At 73.4% G+C, this 16,318-nt stretch carries 9 protein-coding genes; 4 read left to right on the top strand and 5 right to left on the bottom strand.

Features of this window, described 5'->3' with window-relative positions; genetic code table 11:
• Positions 1 to 31 precede the first annotated feature (31 nt).
• Positions 32 to 577, top strand: a complete 546-nt coding sequence (locus B7R87_RS12500; RefSeq protein WP_006348730.1) for a hypothetical protein — start codon at positions 32 to 34, stop codon at positions 575 to 577.
• A gap of 401 nt (positions 578 to 978) precedes the next feature.
• The gene (locus tag B7R87_RS12495) at positions 979 to 2,922 is read left to right on the top strand and encodes a protein-arginine deiminase domain-containing protein (protein WP_040915924.1); all 1,944 of its coding nucleotides are present in this window, start codon (positions 979 to 981) and stop codon (positions 2,920 to 2,922) included.
• 1 nt (position 2,923) lies between these two features.
• Here B7R87_RS12495 and B7R87_RS12490 read toward each other — a convergent pair whose 3' ends face one another.
• The 5 genes from B7R87_RS12490 to B7R87_RS34095 form a co-directional block, all read right to left on the bottom strand.
• On the bottom strand, positions 2,924 to 4,051 hold the full coding sequence (locus tag B7R87_RS12490) for an ADP-ribosylglycohydrolase family protein (RefSeq protein WP_006348732.1): 1,128 nt from the start codon (positions 4,049 to 4,051) through the stop codon (positions 2,924 to 2,926).
• A gap of 118 nt (positions 4,052 to 4,169) precedes the next feature.
• Complete coding sequence (locus tag B7R87_RS12485; RefSeq protein WP_107069942.1) at positions 4,170 to 4,871, bottom strand: tetratricopeptide repeat protein; 702 nt, start codon at positions 4,869 to 4,871, stop codon at positions 4,170 to 4,172.
• Between the two features lie 314 nt (positions 4,872 to 5,185).
• On the bottom strand, positions 5,186 to 7,774 hold the full coding sequence (locus tag B7R87_RS12480; RefSeq protein ID WP_006348734.1) for a bifunctional FO biosynthesis protein CofGH: 2,589 nt from the start codon (positions 7,772 to 7,774) through the stop codon (positions 5,186 to 5,188).
• 189 nt (positions 7,775 to 7,963) lie between these two features.
• Positions 7,964 to 9,367, bottom strand: a complete 1,404-nt coding sequence (locus tag B7R87_RS12475) for an MFS transporter (protein WP_006348735.1) — start codon at positions 9,365 to 9,367, stop codon at positions 7,964 to 7,966.
• Between the two features lie 92 nt (positions 9,368 to 9,459).
• Complete coding sequence (locus tag B7R87_RS34095; protein WP_130585074.1) at positions 9,460 to 12,777, bottom strand: AfsR/SARP family transcriptional regulator; 3,318 nt, start codon at positions 12,775 to 12,777, stop codon at positions 9,460 to 9,462.
• Between the two features lie 122 nt (positions 12,778 to 12,899).
• Here B7R87_RS34095 and B7R87_RS12465 point away from each other — a divergent pair, with 122 nt between their 5' ends.
• Positions 12,900 to 14,492: a N,N-dimethylformamidase beta subunit family domain-containing protein gene (locus tag B7R87_RS12465; protein ID WP_006706008.1), complete on the top strand. Its 1,593-nt coding sequence runs from the start codon at positions 12,900 to 12,902 to the stop codon at positions 14,490 to 14,492.
• A 131-nt stretch (positions 14,493 to 14,623) separates the two neighbouring features.
• Positions 14,624 to 16,222, top strand: coding sequence for a N,N-dimethylformamidase beta subunit family domain-containing protein (locus tag B7R87_RS12460; RefSeq protein ID WP_040915934.1), 1,599 nt, complete (start codon positions 14,624 to 14,626; stop codon positions 16,220 to 16,222).
• Positions 16,223 to 16,318: the final 96 nt, after the last annotated feature.

The following is a 16,318-nucleotide window of genomic DNA, read 5'->3' as shown; positions in this document are numbered from 1 at the left end:
CAGGCGTAGCGTCAGTACGGAGAGGGGCGTCGTGGTGTTGGGGTCGCGGGCCGGATTCGGCCTGGAGTTCCATATCGAACGGGACCCGGGGCTGCTGTGCCTCGACATCTTCGTCGGCGGGCTCCATGTGAACTCCTGGGACAACGCGTTCTACCCACCCCTCCTGGTCAAGAAGCTCGGGGACGAGCTTCGGCGTTTCCGTACTCCGGCCGCGCCGCCGGTCGGCTTCGGCTCGCCGTCCGAGGCCTTTCGCGTCGCGGAGGCGGTCTGGACGTACGGCGACGCCGGGACCGGAGACGCCTTCGGGGCCGAGTTCGCGGACTGCGAGATCCTGGACTGGGGCGAGTGCACCAACGATGTGCTGGCGTTCGCCTTCCCCGACGGGGACCGGATCCACCTCGCCTGCCGGGTACGCGGTCAAACGGCTCCGCGGGCATCAGCGGTGGTAACGGTGAGCCGGACCTCGTTCGTCGAGACGCTGGAGCATGCCTTCACCGTCGCCGAACGCGAGTGGTCCATCCGGCTTGCTGCCATGAACGCCCACAGGGAGACGGGCGACGGCGGGGGCACCCCCTAGGCCGTGTCTGACAAATCCCGTCTGGCCCGCGACGCTCGGCACGCACACTCTCCCCCTGTGCCCTTCGGGCACGGGAGGTGCCCCCAGCGTTGTCGGGATTTCCCGAGTACGTCCAGTACGAGGGAAACCCTCCGCCTTGCGATTGCACGCACCGACCGCCGCAGGCCCCGCCCTACGGGCGGACGATGCTATTTGTCAGACACGGCCTAGAGCCTTCTCCCGATCAGGTGGGACCACCGGGGACGAACACCCCTCCCCGGTAGGGGAATATCCGGCGAACGCGCTGCAAACCGGACAGTCGACACCTGGTTTCAGCCCCGTTCGCCCCAGAAGCAACGCTTCAGCACAGGTGTCCCGTCCTCCCCGGTGACCATGCAGCACCACGAAGGGAAACACCCCCCGTGCGCATCCCCACCGCCAGACGAGCCGCACTCGTTGTGTCCGCGGCCACCGCCCTGCTGACCACAGGCACCCTGGCTTCTCCCGTCCACGCCGCCGCTCCGCCGGCCGCCGATCTCCGGGCCGACGTCGACCGCGACGGCACCGTGGACACCACAGGCACCACCGACACCGCGGGCGAGGACACCTGGTCCACCGGCCGCGGCGCGGTCTTCCTGCCCAATATCGACGACGACACCAAGCGCTGTCCGACCACCGGGCCGAAGGGCAAGAAGCTCTCCGACGCCCAGCTCGCGCGCTGCAACGACGCCGCCGACACCGTGATCAACGGCGCGGCCGACGCGGACGACCTCGCGCGGCTGCGTACCGTACCCGTCAAGAACCTGGCCAAGGGGGCGACCGGCGGGGTCCGGATCGTGACCGGGGCCAAGTACACCCGGCTGCACATCAAGCGGGCCGGGAAGTGGAGCCCCGTCACACCCAAGACGAAGCTGACCGCCGCCGAACTGCGCGCCGGGGTGGAGCTGGGCATCGAGGGCCTCGACATCATCCGCGACCGGGCCGTGTGGGACGGCCGGGCCGTCGTCCGGCTCACCGTCGTCTCCGGGGGGAAGAGCTCCACCGACGACGTCACCCTCCGCGTCGCCCCGCTGCTGACCCACCACCACGCCCAGAAGACCCAGCGGGTCCTGGTGACCCGGGTCAAGGGCAAGGACGTCGACTCCAAGGCCCAGCAGAAGTTCGTCAAGGACCTGGCGGGCCACAACCAGGCCGCCAAGCTGCCCGGGATGAAGATCCTCGACGGCGACGACGACATCTGGACCCAGGACTTCCTGGAGCCCGGCTACACCAGCATGACCGGCCCCGGGGGACGTCCCCAGGCGATACGTGTCATGATCCGCTCCGCCCAGTCGTGGCGGACCGCGGGCCGCCAGGTCTTCACGCATCTGCGCGGCCCCGGTGTCGGCGGGGTCCAGCTCCCCGGCGGCAGCCTGACCAACCCGTACGAGGCGACGCTCAACTCCATGGGCAACCTGGAGACCGTCCCGCCGCACGCCCACAACGGCAAGGCGTACCCCGCCGGGCGGATCATCATGGGCGAGAACCCGGTGGAGCGGGCCAAGCCCGCCAAGTCGATGCGGACGATGCTCGCCTCGCAGGGCATGCAGAGCCCGCTGCTGCTGGACACCGGCTGGCTGCACGTCGGCCACGTCGACGAGTTCGTGCAGTTCCTGCCCGCGGACACCCCGCGCGGCTGGCGGATGGCGGTGGCCGACCCGGAGCTGGGGACGAAGCTGCTGAAGGACGCCCAGCAGGCCGGGCACGGCGGGACCCGGATGTTCTCCCGGCCCGAGCGCAGCCGCTACCCCTCGCCGAAGGACAGCATCGACCAGGTGCTCGCCTCGAAGCAGCTCCGTGAGGACAACGAACTCGCCGCCCGGAAGATCGCGGAGAACGTCGAGGTCCTGAAGCGCGAGACCGGGATCACGGACGCCGAGATCGTGCGGGTCCCGGCCTTGTTCAGCCGCGCCAGCAAGTGGGGCGGAGACGCCGGCCGCCTGTCGCGGCTGGGGGCCTCCCCCGACGCGTCGTCCGACAGCGCCCGCACGTACGACCAGCGGAGCGCAGCCCTGCCCGAAGCGGCCCGGGAAGGCGCCGCGAGTGCCCGCCGCTCCGCCGCGGCACCCGAGCCGACCAGCGCCTATGTGCCCGGCGCTGTGAACGGTCTGCTGCTCGGCAAGGACCGCTACCTGGCGCCCAAGCAGTGGGGTCCCGTCATCGGCGGCAAGGACATCTTCACCACCGCCGTCTCCGCCGCCTACAGCGGGGCCGGGATGAAGGTCTCGTACATCGACGACTACTACCCGTACCACCTGGGCAGCGGCGAGGTGCACTGCGGCACCAACACCCTGCGCGACACCTCGGCGGCCTGGTGGCGGCGCTGACTCAGGCGCGCGGGTAGCGGGCCAGCCAACCCGGTGACGAGTGCGTAGGGCTGTGCAGCGCCGGGCCCTGCGTCATCTCCATCGCGAAGTCGTCGGCCAGCTCCAGCACCGTCGGACGGCCCTCCAGCTCGGCCAGCCAGGCCGGGGGGAGGGCCGTCTCGCCGTGCAGGGCGCCCAGGAGCGCGCCGGTCAGGGACGCCGTCGTGGCGGACGGGCCCCCGTGGTTGGCCGCCAGACGCAGGCCGTGGCGGATGTCCTCGGCCACCAGGGAGGCATAGACGGCGACCGCGAGGGCGCCTTCGGCACGGTGGGCGTCGCCCAGGGCCGCGACCCGTTCCGGGCCGGGGACCCCCTGGCGTACGGCGTCGAGCGCGCCCTGCAGGCCGTCGGTGACGGGCTCGTGGCCGGGGCGGGGCGCGATCAGTTCGAGGGCGCGGTGGACGGCGGACTCCAGCGTCCCGCCGCGCGCCAGCCCGTGGACGATCACCGCGAAGGCGCCCGCTGCGACACAGGCGGCGGGTGCGCCGTGGGTCTGGGCCGCGCACTCGACCGCCAACTGGCAGACGAGCTGAGGCTCCCAGCCCACCAGCAGACCGAACGGCGCCGAACGGGCCAGCGCCCCGCCGTCACCGGCAGTCGGGTTCTTCGGGGTGTCCAGGGTGCCCATGAGGTCGTCGGCGAGACCGAGGAGGCTCGCCCTGTCGGGGTCCCGGCGGACGTAGAGCCACTCCTCGCACGCCAGCCAGCCGTTGTCCTTGCGGCGTTCGTCGGGCCCCCAGTCGCGCTGGGTGGCCGCCCAGCGCAGATAGGCCCGGTGGACGTCGGTCGGCGGATGCCAGGCGCCGGTGTCCCGGCGGACCTGCGCCCGGATCAGCCCGTCCACGGTGAACAGGGTCAGCTGGGTCACGGCGGTCACCGCGCCCCGCCGGCCGTGCGCCGGAACGAGTTCGGTGACCCCGTCCGGGCCGGGGATCTCGCCGCTTGCCACCGTGGGCGCTGCCGTGGCGGCCGCGGTGACACCCGCGCCGAACGCGTCCCCGACAGCGGCACCGAGCAGGGCGCCGCGCACCCGGGAGCGGAAGTCCTGCTGTTCGGCGCGTCCCCAGACGCCCGTGGCCGCTGCGCTCACTCCGCGTCCCCTTCGACGTCGCCCGCGATCGGTCCCGTACGGCCGTCCCCGTCGACGGCCCGCCCGGCCCAGCACTGTAATCGAACGCACCGCCCGGCAGGCGGGGAAGGGATCCGGCTCACGTCCCCGAGCCCCCGCTCGCATCCGTAAGCCCGTGACTCAGAACACGCGCTTCCGGTACGGCGGCGAGCGCCGGATCCGCCAGGACGGCGCGGGCGCCCGCGCGTTCCCCGAGGGCCGCCGCCCGCTCGATGTCCGCGAGGGCGGCGGCCGTATCGCCCGGGATCAGCTGCGCCCGGGCCCGCAGGAGCAGGGCCTCGCCGTGGCCGTCGGTGCTGCCGGTGTCGCGGACGAGCGGGGCCAGGGCCCCCAGGGGCCGGTCCTCGGCCGGGTGGAGCCCCGCCGGCTCCAGCACGATGCGCTCTGCGGACGGGTCGAGTTCGACGGCCCGCGCCAGATCCTCCAGGGCTTCCGCCGTACGGCCCAGACCGTGCAGCACCCGGCCCCGGAGCCCCAGGACCGCCGACGGGTCGTCCGTTTCGAAGAGAGCCCGGTCGAGATCGGTGAGCGCGGCCTCGTACCGCCCGGCCGTGAAGTCGGCTCCGGCGCGGGCGAGGAGCGCGCCCACATGGTCCGGGTCGATCGCCAGCACGGTGTCGAGGTCTTCGTACGCCCCCTCGGGATCGCCGTTGCGGTCCCGTACCCCTGCCCGGAGGAACCACGCTTCCGCCAGGTCCCGGTCCGGCTCCGGTGCCCGGTCGAGGTCGGCCCGGGCCTCCTCGTCGCGGCCCGCCGGTGCCACGCCCGCCCGATCCCTCATGAACCACTGCCTCCCGCCGCTGGAGCGCCCAGTCTTCCAGCCACGCCCCGCCCGCCGACAGGCGCACGCCTCTGTGCGCCCCATGCGCCCCACCCCGCGACGACTCCTCGGCGTGCGGTTGGAGTGCCGGTCCGTACGGCGGCGGCGCGTGGGGCCCGGAGCACCGCCCGGGCACGGGGGCCGCTCGGTCGGGATCCGGGACCGGGGAGTCCGCCGGTCCGGCGCCTGGGGTCGCGCAGGCGGCTCCGGACCGGCGGGCGAGGGTGCCCGGGCTTCCCCGGGCAGACCGGCGGGGCCGTGGACCCCGCCCGATGTCAGTCCGTGGTCAGCGGCAGCAGCTTCGGCAGATGGCCGTCCGAGGCCTCCGCCGCCCGCACCCGCTCCTCCGGGACCTCCCCGTAGAGCGTGGTCCGCGGCTTCGCCGGGCGGCCCGCCAGCTCCGCTATCGACACCAGGTCCTTGATGGAGCGGTAGGAGCCGTAACGCGAGCCCGCCATCCGGGAGATGGTCTCCTCCATCAGGGTGCCGCCGAGGTCGTTCGCCCCGGAGCGGAGCATCTCCGCCGCACCCTCCGCACCCAGTTTGACCCAACTGGTCTGGATATTGGTGATATGGGGGTGGAGGAGCAGCCGGGCCATCGCGGTCACCGCGCGGTTGTCGCGGACCGTCGGGCCGGGGCGGGCGATCCCGGCCAGATACACGGGCGCGTTGGTGTGGATGAACGGCAGCGTCACGAACTCGGTGAAGCCGCCCGTCTCCTGCTGCATACGGGCCAGCGTCCGCAGATGGCCCAGCCAGTGGCGAGGCTGGTCGACATGGCCGTACATCATCGTCGACGAGGAGCGCAGTCCCAGCCGGTGCGCCGTGGAGATCACCTCCATCCAGGTCGCGGCGGGCAGTTTGCCCTTGGTGAGGATCCACCGGACCTCGTCGTCGAGGATCTCCGCGGCCGTGCCCGGGACGGAGTCCAGGCCCGCCTCCTTCGCGGCGGTCAGCCAGTCCTCGATGGACATCCCGGTACGGGAGGCGCCGTTGACGACCTCCATCGGGGAGAAGGCGTGCACATGGATACCGGGGACCCGCTGCTTCACCGCGCGGGCGATGTCGAAATACGCCGTGCCGGGGAGATCGGGGTGGATACCGCCCTGCATGCACACCTCCACCGCGCCGACGTCCCACGCCTGGGCGGCCCGGTCCGCGACCTGGTCCAGGGAGAGGGTGTAGGCGTCGGCGTCCGTACGGCGCTGGGCGAAGGCGCAGAACCGGCAGCCGGTGTAGCAGACGTTGGTGAAGTTGATGTTCCGCGTGACGACATAGGTGACGTCGTCGCCGACGACGGACCGGCGCAGCTCGTCCGCGATCCGGGTGAGGGCGTCCAGCGCGGGGCCGTCCGCGTGCAGCAGGGCGAGGGCCTCGCCGTCGGTGAGCCGGGTCGGGTCGTCGGCGGCGGTCCGCAGCGCGGTCATGACGTCCGTGTCGATGCGCTCGGGCACCATCCCGGGCACGGCGGCCTCCCGCAGCGCCTCCCAGTCCCCGTACACCACGTCGAAGTCGTCGCGCCGGTCGCCGGTACGGCCCTCGGTGTCGATGGTGCGGTGCAGATCGGTACGGCCGCTGCCGAAGGCCGTGAACGCCTCGTCGGGCTCCTGCCAGGGCAGCCCCTGCGGGAGGGCCTCGGGCCGGGCGAGACCGGTCTCCGGATCGGCGAGCGCGGCGACGTGCGGCATCAGCCGGGGGTCGAGCCACGGTTCGCCGCGCAGCACGAACTCGGGGTAGACGCAGAGCCGTTCCTCCAGCCGGAAGCCGGCCGCGGCGGACTGCTCCGCGAGGGTGTCGATCCGGGGCCACGGGCGCTCCGGATTGACATGGTCGATGGTGATCGGGGAGACCCCGCCCCAGTCGTCGATCCCGGCCGCGATCAGCCGGGCGTACTCGCCGTCCACCAGATTCGGCGGGGCCTGGAGACAGGCCGAGGGCCCCATGATGTGCCGGGCGACGGCGACCGTGGCGACCAGCTCGTCCAGCTCGGCGTCCGGCATACCGCGCATCGCCGTATCGGGCTTGGCGCGGAAGTTCTGCAGGATCAGCTCCTGGATACCGTGGTAGGCCCGGGAGATCCGGCGCAGCGCGAACAGGGACTCGGCCCGCTCCTCGTACGTCTCACCGATCCCGATGAGCAGCCCGCTGGTGAAGGGCACGGAGCTGCGGCCCGCGTCCTCCAGCACCCGGAGCCGCACGGCGGGTTCCTTGTCGGGCGAACCGTGGTGCGGACCGCCCGGTTCGCTCCAGAGCCGGACCGCCGTGGTCTCCAGCATCATCCCCATGGAGGGGGCCACGGGCTTCAGCTTCTGGAAGTCGGTCCAGCTCATCACGCCGGGATTGAGATGGGGCAGCAGGCCCGTCTCCTCCAGGATCCGGACGGACATCGCCCGGACGTAGTCGATGGTGGAGTCGTATCCCTCGGCCTCCAGCCACTCCCGCGCCTCGGGCCACCGGTCCTCCGGTTTGTCCCCGAGGGTGATCAGGGCCTCCTTGACCCCCAGCTCGGCCCCCCGCCGCGCCACGGCCAGCACTTCGTCCGGCGACATGAACATCCCGTGCCCGTCCCGCCGGAGCTTCCCCGGCACGGTCACAAAGGTGCAGTAGTGGCATTTGTCCCGGCAGAGCCGGGTCAGCGGAATGAACACGCTCTTCGAGTACGTGATCACCCCGGGCCGTCCGGCGGCCTCCAGGCCCGCGTCCCGCACCCGGGCCGCCGAGGCACACAGATCCGTCAGATCCTCGCCGCGCGCCTGCAACAGCACGGCCGCCTCACCGGCATCGAGGGCGACCCCGTCCCTGGCACGCCGGAGAGCACGCCGCATGGCGTTGGCGGTGGGGCGTCCGACCTGGTCTTCTGTCATGGTTCGAGCATACGAGCGCGGGAACGGCTTTCCGGAGGGCGGCTGCGAAGTGGGCATGTAGTCGACAACATGCGCGCCCCGCGTTTAATCCCGTGGGAACCGCCGAAGCGGCCGAGACCGGTGATCCCGGTGATCCCGCCCCGCGCGATCCGGCCACCGCATCACATCCCTGGCCGCCCGCCGGAGCCCTTACCGCAGCGGAGTTCGCCCCGGTGCGCCCCGCCACCACCGCCCGCCCCGCAGCCCGGTCAGTCCCGGCAGGAACGTCAGCATCAGACAGCCCGCCCCGATCCACATCGCGGTACGGATGCCCGCGTACTGGCCGACCACGCCCGCCAGCGCGGCACCCACCGCCATCGCCCCGAACAGCAGGAACCGGAACGTGGCGTTCATCCGGCCGAGCAGTTCCACCGGGGTCAGGCTCTGGCGCAGGGTCACAGCCAGCACGTTGAACGCGCCCAGCCGGACCGTGTCCAGCAGCAGGCCCGCGATCGCCACGGCCAGCCACCAGCCGCCGCCGACCAGGGGCATCAGCAGGGCGCCGGGGGAGAGGACCAGCGCCGACACCGTGATCGTGCGCCCGTAGCCGTACCGCTCGCCCCAGCGCCGCGCGAACCGGGAGCCCAGGAAGATCCCGACGCCGCCGACCGACCAGAACAGGCCCAGCGTCCCCGCCGACAGCCCCGGTTCACGGGTGAACAGCACCGGCATCAGCGTCATCAGAAACGTTCCGCCCAGATTGGACAGTACGCCCACGGCCGCCAGCGCCCGCAACTCGCGCGAGCCGAGGACGTGCCGCAGCCCCTCCGCGATCTGCCCGGCCAGCCCGGGACCCTTGCCGGGCGGCTTCCTCGCTCCGGTGGCGGCCGGGACGCGGACGGCGGTCAGCCGCAGTACGGAGCCCAGGAACATCAGTCCGGTCGCCACCGCCGCCACCGGCGCCGACAACACCTGGACGGCCAGTCCGGCCCCGCCCCGCCCCGCGATCTGCCCGGCCGCCTGGAGACCGACGACCGCCGCGTTCGCCTGCACCAGCCGCGCCGGGCCCACCAGCGTCGGCAGCATGCTCTGGGTTCCCACGTCGAAGAAGACCATCGCGCATCCGGTCAGCAGCGTCACCGCGGCCAGCTGCCAGAGCGTGAGCACGTCCAGCGCCCAGGCCAGGGGCAGGGAGAGGAAGAGCGTCCCCCGGACCAGTTCGGCGCAGATCATCACCCTGCGATGGTCCAGCCGGTCCAGCCAGGCCCCCGCGGGCAGCCCGATGAGCAGGAACGACACCGTGCCGAGTGTCGCCAGCAGCCCGACCTCTCCGGGCCCGGCGCCGAGCGCGAGGACCGCGATCAGGGGTATGGCGACAAAGTTGACCTGGGTGGCGAGCTGGCTGAGGACGACGGCGGAGAAGAACGTCCGGAAATCGCGGTCCTGCCAGAGGCTTTCAGCCGGGGGAGGAGAAGCAGGCGGGGGAGGGGAGGCAGACGAGGGACGAGGGGAGGACGGAGGTTCGGGGGTACGGGGAGGCGCGGAGGAGACGGCGGGTCCGGAGGGCCCTGAGGTGTCCGGGGTGCGGGAGGTGCTCGCGGGCTCGGAAGACATGCGCCCACCGTGCCCGGGCCGCCCCCGCTCCACCAGCGAATAGACCCGGGCCGGGGGAGCCCAGGCGGGCACGGCCCAGGGGCGCTGGTCCGTCAGGACGGGCCTCCCGGCGGCAGCGCCCGGCCCCGTACCCGTACCTCCTGCGCTTCCCCGGCCGCCGCGGGCCCGGCGCCGCCGCCGAGTGCCGATCGCGACTCCGGCAATCCCAGCAATCCCGGCGATTCCGGTCCCCCCGCGTACGCCGCCGCGTACCGCCCGTCGCCCAGCGCCGCCCGGGCCGCCGCCGACACCCGTTCCACATCCCGCCGTTCACCCGCGGGCAGCGGTGCGCCCGCCGACTCCCGGGCCGCCGCCGCAGCGCCCAGCAGCGCGGCGGCCCGCTCCGGCTCCCCGGCCAGGGCATGCGCTCCCGCCAGCCCCTCCAGGGCGAGGGCGACCGCACGCGGGTCGCCCAGATCGCGCGCCGTCTCCAGCCCCTCCGCGTGGCGTTCGTACGCGGCCGCCGCGTCCCCGCGCTCCTCCGCGACGAACCCCAGCTCGGCCAGGACCAGCGCCCGGCCCGGCCCGTAACCGGTCTCCCGGAACCACGCCAGCAGTTCGTGGAGATGCGCCTGCGCGCCGTCGAGGTCGCCCTCGCGGCGGGCGCCGAGTGCCAGCCCGAGCCGGGCATCGGCCTCGCCGGAGCGGAAGTCCTGCTCCCGGGCGATCCGCAGGGCCCGTTCGTGGTGGGCGCGGGCCCGGGCCGGATCGCCGGTGAGGAGGGCGAGCCTGCCGAGGCCGGTATGGCGTTTGGCGGCCTCGACGGGCAGCCCGAGGTGTTCGGCGAGGGCGAGGCCGTCGCGGTGCAGATCACCCGCCCGCTGGTACTCGCCCGCGATCTCGTGGAGCGCCGCCAGCGGGAACACGGTCTGGAGCCTGCCCCAGGCGTCACCGAGCGCCGCGAACAGCCGGGCGCTCTCCTCGCCGTCGCCGCGGACGGCGCCGAGATCGCCCCGGGCCAGCGCATGCCGGGACCGTACGCTCAGCGCCGCCGCCGTCCCCCAGCTCCCCTGCGGACCGGCGACGGCCGCGTACGCGTCGAGGGCGCGCTCCAGCAGCTGTTCGCCCGTACCGGTGTCACCGGCACCGAGCTGCGCGGCGCCCAGGAACCACAGGGCGCGGGCGTGCCCCTCGGGGTCGTCGACGGCTCCCGTACCGTACGGGGCGAGCGCGGCCCGGATCCGGTCCGCGGCCCCGGTGACCTCGCCCTCCATCAGGCCGATGCCGGTACGCCAGACCACCGCCCGCGCCCGCTCCCGGGCCACGTCCCTGCCAGTCCCAGTGCCAGTGCCAGTCCCAGTGCCAACGCCGTACGCCAGGGCCCGGTCGAGCAGATCCCGGGCCGCGACCGCGCGCCCCCGCAGCACCCAGTACCAGGCCAGCGCGTCCACCGTCCGCAGCGCCCGCAGCGGATCGCCCGCCGCCGGGTCCAGGGCCGTGTCCAGCGCGAGCCGCAGCTCCGCCGCCGCGCCGTCGAGCAGCTCCAGCGCCCGGGCCTGACCCGGCCCGTGGAGCAGCGGGGCGGTCCGGAGCGCCAGTTCGCTGTGGTGGACCAGATGCCGGGCCCGTACCTCCCGTGCCTCCCCGGCCGCCGCCAACTGTTCGCGGGCGTACTCCTTCACCGATTCCAGCAGCCGGTGCACGGGCCCTTCTGCACGGTCCACCAGGACGACGAGGGACCGTTCGGCGAGCCGGCCCAGCAGCTCCGGTACGTCCTCCGGGCGGACCTCGCCGCCCGCGCACACCGCTACCGCCGCCGTCTGAGTCAGCCCCTCCGCCTGGACCGCGAGCCGCCGCAGTACGAGGCGTTCGGGGCCGGTCAGCAGCCCCCAGCTCCAGTCGATCACCGCGCGCAGGGTGCGCTGCCGGGCGGGCAGTCCGCGCAGCCCGCCGCCGGACAGCACGGCGAACCGGTCGTCGAGCCGGGCCAGCAGCCCCCGCACCCCGAGGGCGCGGACCCGGGCGGCGGCGAGCTCCAGGGCGAGCGGGATCCCGTCGAGCCGGGCGCAGAGTTCGGCGACGGCGTCCAGTTCGGCGGGCGGTACGGCGGCCCGGGCCAGGAACAGGCGGACCGCGTCGGCGGTCTCCAGGGGCGCCACGGGCCGGGGCAGTTCCCCGGGCACACCGAGGGCCTCCTGACTGGTGGCGAGCGCGCTCAGCCCGGGTACGGCGGGCAGCAGCGCGGCCAGCGCGGCGGCGACGGGTTCGACGAGGTGCTCGCAGTTGTCGAGGACGAGCAGCAGCCTGCGGTCCCGCAGGGCGCGGGCGAGGGCGGTGACGGAGGTCTCCCGTACACCGAGGGCCGAGGTCAGCGCCCCCGGTACGGCTGCTGCGTCCCCCGCGGGCAGCCCCGCCAGCTCCACGAGCCACACCCCGTCGGGGAACCGCTCCCGGAGCGTGTGCCCGGCCTCCAGCGCGAGCCGCGTCTTGCCGACGCCGCCGGGGCCGGTGAGGGTCACCAGCCGGGAGTGCGCCAGCAGCTCCGCCAGTTCGGAGACGGCGCCGTCGCGGCCGACGAGCGCGGCGACGGGGCTCGGCAGATTCCCCGCCGGGGCGGACAGGCCGGACGCGTCCGGAGGTGGCTTCGGGTGCGGTACGGCTTCCCGCTCCGCAGGCTTACCGAGGTCCGGATCGTGGCGGAGCACCGCCTGCTGGAGCGCCACCAGTTCCGGGCCGGGCAGCAGGCCCAGCTCCTCGTCGAGCCGCCGCCGGAACCCCTCGTACACCGCGAGCGCGTCCGTCTGCCGGCCCGCCGCGTACAGCGCCCGCAACTGGACGACGCGCAGGCGTTCGCGCAGCGGATGCCGGGCGACCAGCGCCTCCAGCTCCGCGGCCAGTGCGGCGGGGTCACCGAGCCCGGCCCGTACCGCCAGCTCCTCCTCCACGGCGCCGAGCCGCTCCTCCTCCAGCCGCCGGGCCGCGGCGAGCGCGAACGGCTCGTCCGCGTACCCGGCGAACGCGGGGCCGCGCCACAGCCGGAGCGCCTCCGACAGCAGGGCCCCGCGGGCCTCCGGATCGCCGGTCCCGCGCGCCCGCCGCACCAAGCGCAGGAACACCTCCGCGTCCACGTCCTCCGCGTCGGCGTGCAGCCGGTATCCGGCCGTGTCGCGGACCACGAGCCCCCGGCCCCCGGGCCCGACGGCCCGCTCCAGCGCGGACCGCAGCCGGGAGACCTGGCCCTGGAGCGTATTGCGCGGATGGTCGGGCGGCGTATCCCCCCACAGGCCGTCGACGAGTCTCTCCTCCGACACCGCCCGGCCCGGCGCGACGAGCAGCCGGGCCAGCAGCCCGCGCACCCTGGCCCCGGTCACCCCGACGGGCTCCCCGTCCCCGTCCCAGACGGCAAGCGGTCCCAGCACCCCGAATCGCATGCGCCCAGCGTAGGCCGTGCCCGGAAAGCCTCACCCGGCCCGCGGCGCCCGGCCCTCAAATCCCCTGCAACGCAACCTCCGGCCCACCGCACCTACCTCCTGTGAGCTCCCAGGAGGAACCCGTGTCACCGAGAACCCGCCGCCGTGCCCTGCTGTCCCTGATCGCCGTCGCCACCGCCGGTACGGGGGCCGCCGCCTGCTCCCTCCGCGGTGAAGCGGGTCCGGCCCGGCCCACCGCCGCACCGACCCCGCCGCCGGTGACCGAGCCCCCCGTGTCCTCCGCTCCGCAGACCGGGAGCATCGCCGAGGAGAACCGGCTGCCCGGTTCCCTGGACTGGCTGAAGGACAAGAGCGCCAACCGCGCCTCCAGCGACCGCTACGGCCACATCATGGGATACGCCTCCACCACCTCGGCGGGGCACGGCGAGGTCGTCGACTTCCATGTCTCGGTGCGCAGCGCCCGTACCTACCGGGTCGGGATCTTCCGTATCGGCCACTACATGGGCGCGGGCGCCCGGCTGATGTCCATCAGCACCCCGCTGAAGGGCTACCGGCAGCCGCCCCCGAAGACCGACCCGAAGACGGGCGCCGTCGTCTGCTCCTGGGCCCGCTCCTGGAGCGTCCGGATCCCCAAGGGCTGGCGTTCCGGGCTCTACCAGGCGGTGTTCCTCACCGACGACGGCTACCGCAGCAGTACGCCGTTCGTGGTGCGCGAGCCGGAGCGGGCCTCGGAGCTGCTGTGCGTGATCCCGTTCACCACGTACCAGGCGTACAACATGTGGCCCAAGGACGGGAAGAACGGCAAGAACCTCTACCGCGGCTACCTCCGCGACGGCACCGTCGGAGGCTTCGACCGGCGCGCGTCCAAGGTGTCCTTCGACCGGCCGTACGCGGGAGCGGGCGTCCCGGCGTGGTTCAACATGGACACCGCCTTCGTCCGCTGGGCCGAACAACAGGGCTACGACATCACCTACGCCAGCAGCCTGGACCTGCACGACGGTACGGTCGACCCGGCCCGCTACCGTGCGGTGTTCTTCCCCGGCCACGACGAGTACTGGTCGGAGCCGATGTACGCCTCCGCGAGCCGAGCCGTCGCCGCCGGACGCAATCTCGCCTTCCTCGGCGCCAACAACGTGTACTTCCACGTTCGGATGGAGAAGTCCGCGAACGGCCGGCCCAACCGGCTCATGGCCTGCTACAAGTCGTACGACGACCCCGCCCCCGGCGCCGCCGGGCCCACCACCCGCTGGCGGCAGATCCGCCGTGACGCCTCACTCTCCGAGCAGCGGCTGCTCGGCATCCAGTTCAACGGCATCGTGCAGAAACCCTCGCCGCTCGTGGTGCGGCAGCCCGGCCACTGGCTGTGGCGCGGCACCGGAGTCCGGGACGGCGAAGAGCTCGCCGACCTCGTCGGAGTGGAGGCCGACGCCCATGACGCGAAGTCCCCGGACCCGCGGGGCGCCCGCCGCACCCTCCTCGCCGACTCCCGCTACCACGACGACCGGCGCACCGTACCGCAGGTCCAGCACACCGCCCTCACCGAACACCGGGGTGGCGGACAGGTGTTCATGGCGGGCACCTTCCACTGGCCGCTCGCCCTGGTCGACGGCGACCCCTACACCGAGGAACTGAACATCGACACCGCCACCAGGACGAAGATCCGGCGGGCCACGGCCAACCTGGTCAACCGCCTCACGAAGCCGTCACCGCGCTGACCCCGGCAGGCCGACCGGCACCCGGCAGACCCTCCGGCACCCGACCGTGGCGCGGGCCACACGGCGCACATCCGGTGCAACCCGGCACCCGCCCCGTGCATCTGCCTTCTGTGAAACCCCAGGAGAAACCCATGTCATCAAGAGTTCCGCGCCGCGCCGTACTGTCCATGTTCGCCCTGGCCACCGCCGGTACCGTGGCCGCCGCCCACACGCTGCGCGAGAAGCTGCTCCGCCCCGGCCGGCTCGCCGCCGAGGCGCCGGTACCGCTCGAAGCGGTCGAGCCCCTCGCCAACGTCACCGCCCAGCTCCCGAGCATCAGCGAGGAGAACCGGCTCCCGGGCTCCCGGAACTGGATTCCGGACCAGAACATCCGCCGCGCCTCCGCCGACGGCTACGGGCACATCATGGGGTACGCCTCCACCACCTCCGCGGGGCACGGGGAGACCGTCGACTTCCATATTTCGGTGCGCAGTGCCCGGACGTACCGGGTGTCGGTCTTCCGGATCGGCCATTACGGGGGTCTCGGGGCCCGGCTGATGACCACCAGCGCCGCTCTGACCGGCCGCCGCCAGGCGGCGCCGGTGACGGATGCCGCGACCGGTGCGATCAGCTGCTCCTGGGCCCGCTCCTGGAGCATCCGCATCCCCGCGAGCTGGCGTTCCGGTCTCTACCAGGCGGTGTTCACCACCGATGACGGCTATCGCAGCAGTACGCCGTTCACGGTGCGGGAGCCGGAGCGGGCTTCGGCGCTGCTGTGCGTGATCCCGTTCACCACGTACCAGGCGTACAACATGTGGCCCAAGGACGGGAGGACCGGCAAGGACCTCTACCGCGGCTACCTCCCTACCGGGGCGATCGGCGGCACCGCCACCCGGGCCCTCAAGGTCTCCTTCGACCGGCCGTACGCGGGCTCCGGCGCCCCGGCGTGGTTCAACATGGACACCGCCTTCGTCCGCTGGGCCGAGGAACGCGGCTACGACATCACCTACGCCAGCAGTCTCGACCTGCACGACGGTACGGTCGACCCGGCCCGCTACCGTGCGGTGTTCTTCCCCGGCCACGACGAGTACTGGTCGGAGCCGATGTACGCCTCCGCGAGCCGTGCCGTCGCCGCCGGACGCAACCTCGCCTTCCTCGGCGCCAACAACGTCTACTACCACGTGCGGATGGAGCGCTCCCCGCAGGGACGCCCCGACCGGCTCATGGCCTGCTACAAGACGACCACGGACCCCGCGCCCGACGAGGCGGGACCCACCACCATCTGGCGGTCGATCCGCCCCGACCGGTCGCTGGCCGAGCAGCGGCTGCTGGGCATCCAGTTCAACGGCATCGTGAAGGAGCCCACGCCGCTCGTGGTGCGGCAGCCCGGCCACTGGCTGTGGCGCGGCACCGGGGTCCGGGACGGCGAGCAGTTCCCCCGTCTCGTCGGTGTGGAGGCCGACGGGTACGACGCGGCCTCCCCGGCGCCCGAGGGCCGCCGTACGCTCCTCGCGGAGTCCCGCTACCAGGACTCCAAGCAGGCGAAGACGAAAATCCAGCAGACCGCCGTCACGGAACACGCGGGCGGCGGGATGGTGTTCATGGCGGGCACCTTCCACTGGCCGCTGACCCTGGTCGACGACGACATCTACGCCCGGAACGCGGTCAAGGCGAACGCCGTCACCAAGGCGAAGATCCGGCGGGCGACGGCCAACCTGGTCAGCCGGATGACGGCGGGCGCCCCCCGCTGACCTCGCCGCCCCCAAGGCGGCGGCCGCGGAGGCGGGCCGCGGATCAGCGGCCCGCCCGCTCCACTTCGGGCAACTCCGTCAACCGGACCGGTTGTC

The organism is Streptomyces tsukubensis, from assembly GCF_003932715.1.
GTDB classification, from domain to species: domain Bacteria; phylum Actinomycetota; class Actinomycetes; order Streptomycetales; family Streptomycetaceae; genus Streptomyces; species Streptomyces tsukubensis.
This window is presented reverse-complemented; position numbering and strand designations above follow the sequence as displayed.

Bases quoted from the DNA above. Each gene is read 5' to 3' on its own strand.
- B7R87_RS12480 (WP_006348734.1), bottom strand. From the start codon at position 7,774: ATGACAGAAGACCAGGTCGGACGCCCCACCGCCAACGCCATGCGGCGT.
- B7R87_RS34095 (WP_130585074.1), bottom strand. From the start codon at position 12,777: ATGCGATTCGGGGTGCTGGGACCGCTTGCCGTCTGGGACGGGGACGGG.
- B7R87_RS12475 (WP_006348735.1), bottom strand. From the start codon at position 9,367: ATGTCTTCCGAGCCCGCGAGCACCTCCCGCACCCCGGACACCTCAGGG.
- B7R87_RS12485 (WP_107069942.1), bottom strand. From the start codon at position 4,871: ATGAGGGATCGGGCGGGCGTGGCACCGGCGGGCCGCGACGAGGAGGCC.
- B7R87_RS12460 (WP_040915934.1), top strand. From the start codon at position 14,624: ATGTCATCAAGAGTTCCGCGCCGCGCCGTACTGTCCATGTTCGCCCTG.